General features: G+C 49.2%; 2 protein-coding genes. One reads left to right on the plus strand and one right to left on the minus strand.

All coding sequences use genetic code 11. The annotated features are described in order from the left end of the window. Positions 1-165: 165 nt before the first annotated feature. Entirely contained in the window at positions 166-1,440 is a 1,275-nt protein-coding gene (locus tag WBA89_RS21360) for a ribulose bisphosphate carboxylase small subunit (protein ID WP_424409285.1), read from the minus strand. 128 nt (positions 1,441-1,568) lie between these two features. On the opposite strand from WBA89_RS21360, the gene WBA89_RS21365 reads away from it, so the two are divergent. Beyond that, positions 1,569-2,840 (plus strand): aspartate aminotransferase family protein, encoded by a 1,272-nt coding sequence (locus WBA89_RS21365; RefSeq protein WP_424409286.1) that lies wholly within the window; start codon positions 1,569-1,571, stop codon positions 2,838-2,840. The last annotated feature ends 160 nt before the right edge of the window (positions 2,841-3,000 follow it).

Below are 3,000 nucleotides of genomic sequence, written 5' to 3' on the forward strand. Positions count from 1 at the left end.
ATTGGCTTGACCCGGCACTCTCGTTTTTCTGCTCTTTTTCCCTCTGCCTCATCATAGTTTTTTTCCATGATTATGGGATGTTTGGTTTCACCCTTTTTTAATTCGCCAACAGTCTCTTGAAACCGCCCAGTCTTCTTGAATTTGTAAGGTGCGCCGAAGCACAGCCTACTGTGGTCGCTGAATAATGGTTTCAACTACCCGGCGCTTGACTTTTGGATCGATACCAATCAGCCGCACGTATTCGCCGCCGTGTTCCGCCAAACAAGTTGCTAAAGACGCAATTACATCTTTTTCTTTTCCGTTTTGACTTATCGCGCAACTGTGCCAAGAACCAGTCTTAAATCGGCGACTATCTGCATATTCCATGCCAATTTTGCAGCCCCTTGCTAACAACTGCTGCACTTGTTCCAATACCTCGGAACTCAGCCGCGCTGCTTGACCGTTACTAACTTCTGAACTTGGCTCGACGTAAGCTTTATAATATTTTGAGGATGGGTCGTTTTGTTGATTCTGCGTTGGCGCAGCAGCAGGAACATTGACGGTTCCTTGAACGTTAAAAAGCCGCGATTGGTTGTATTCATCTACTAAGCGCATTTCCTGTATCCGCTTTTGTTGGCCTACCATCGAACTGCCCATTTCTAATAAATGAGCGAGGCTGAAATTCGGGTTTTGGAAATCCGGCGGTGCTTCCACAGTGTTTACCAAACGCTTGGAAACTCGCTCGATTCCTACTTTGTGAATGAAGTCGCGGATTTGTTCGTCGTAAATGCGCGATCGCAAAGCGCTAAAAAAGTCGATCGACTGATCGAGAAAATTATCGACTAACCCCACAATCTCGGCTTTTGACAATTTATCCGACTCAAAAATTCCGCCAACAATCCCAATTTTATCATCCCGGCTCGGTTCCCAATAAAACTTTTCCATCCGCCCGTCGCGAATCAGCGGCGCGTACAGCGTTGAAAAGTCATTTCCGGTGACAATAATCGGCACTCGGTGCAGCGGCGTGCTGTCATAACTTCCCGGTAACTGCACGTTAGTTGGATTGTCCGCAATATTCATCAGAGTGGCATTAACCATCTGAGTATTTACGGTATATTGAGTAGTAGTATCAAACCTGCCAGCACCGGCATCCAAATCGTTAATAAAAATGGCGCACATCTGGCCGCGCACCCGAATTTGCTCCGCAGCTTCCCGGTAGCGCAAGCGAATTAAACGCGACGGATCTCCAGCATCGGGACTTTCTAATTCCCCGCCAGATATCATCACCGGTTCAAAGCCCATCCGCCGAAAAACCAGTTCGGTTTGAAAAGTTTTGCCTTCTCCTTTGCGGCCGTGAATTCCCAAAATTAGGGGAACTCTTACCCCAGTCAAATTTAAAAAGTTCTTAGTGACGTGCACCGCAACTTTATCTAGAAAGTTAGGAGAAATGTAATAACTCATCAGTAGATTTGTGAAGGATTAATTGCTGTTACTGTTATGATTTTATGACAAAAGTAACAGCCTGCACCGCGAAGCTGGAATTTTACCGTACAATCGAGGTCTAGATATTATCTGTTAAGGAGCCGTTCGTGAGTCCAGAAACCTTACTAAAAGAACAAAGCGTGGAAGCCGAAGCCGGTTTGTTCAGTTCTGAAAGCTTCGACAGCTATGTAATGACTACTTACGGGCGTTTTGCGATCGCCCTAGAACGGGGCCTCGGCTGCCGCGTTTGGGATACCGAGGGTCGCGAATATCTCGATTTTGTGGCGGGTATTGCTACCTGCACTCTGGGACACGCCCACCCGGCAATGATTGCAGCGGTAACTCAGCAAATTCAGACTCTTCACCACGTTTCTAACCTATATTATATCCCCGTACAGGGCGAGCTGGCGAAGTGGCTTGTAGACCATTCTTGCGCTGACAGAGCTTTCTTTTGCAACTCCGGCGCGGAAGCTAATGAAGCGGCAATTAAACTGGCGCGCAAGTACGCCCACGAAAAATTAAATATCTCGAATCCGACGATCGTTACCGCCGTGGCGAGTTTCCACGGGCGGACTTTGGCGACAATTACCGCAACGGGACAGCCGAAATACCAGAAGGGTTTTAGTCCGTTGGTTCCGGGATTTCACTATGTGCCTTACAACGATATCAGCGCGATCGAACTGGCGATCGAACAACTCGACAAAGATGAACGCCAAGTAGCTGCAATTATGCTGGAAGCGCTGCAAGGTGAAGGCGGAGTTCGGCCTGGAGATATCGCCTACTTCCAGCGCATTCGGGAAATTTGCGACGAAAAAGGGATTTTGCTGATTCTCGATGAAGTGCAAGTCGGGATGGGGCGCAGCGGCAAATATTGGGGCTACGAAAACCTGGGGATTGAACCGGATATCTTTACGTCGGCGAAGGGGTTGGGCGGCGGTATCCCGATCGGCGCTATGCTGTGCAAATCTTTCTGCGATGTATTTGAACCGGGAAGTCACGCCAGCACTTTTGGCGGCAATCCTTTTGTTTGCGCTGTTGCTTTGTGCGTTTGCCAAACTTTAGAAAGGGAAAACATTCTGGAAAACGTGCAGCAGCGCGGGGAACAGTTGAAAGCTGGCCTCAACAAGCTGGCGGCTGCACATCCGCATTTGATTGCTGAGGTGCGCGGCTGGGGTTTGATTGTGGGGCTGGAATTGCAGGCAGATATTGCGCTGACTTCGGCTGATATTGTCAAATCTGCGATCGCCGCTGGCGTGCTGTTGGTTCCCGCTGGGCCGAAAGTGTTGAGGTTTGTGCCGCCTCTGATTGTCTCTGCTGCAGAAGTCGATCGGGCTTTGCAGGCGGTGGAGAAGGCGCTGCACTCTCAAGCTGTACACTAAATTTACTGAGTTTAACTGGTTCCCAGGCTCTGCCTGGGAACCGATGTCCAGAGGCTCTGCCTCGGCTGCGAAAAAAGGAGGCAGAGCCTCTGGATCTGCGTTACCAGGCAGAGCCTGGTAACGAGTAAACAGAGCCTGGTAACGAGTAAATCTTTAACTG

Source organism: Microcoleus sp., assembly GCF_049646505.1.
GTDB lineage: Bacteria > Cyanobacteriota > Cyanobacteriia > Cyanobacteriales > Microcoleaceae > Microcoleus.

Coding starts and splice junctions, on each gene's coding strand:
- WBA89_RS21360 (WP_424409285.1), bottom strand. CDS start 1,440: ATGAGTTATTACATTTCTCCTAACTTTCTAGATAAAGTTGCGGTGCAC.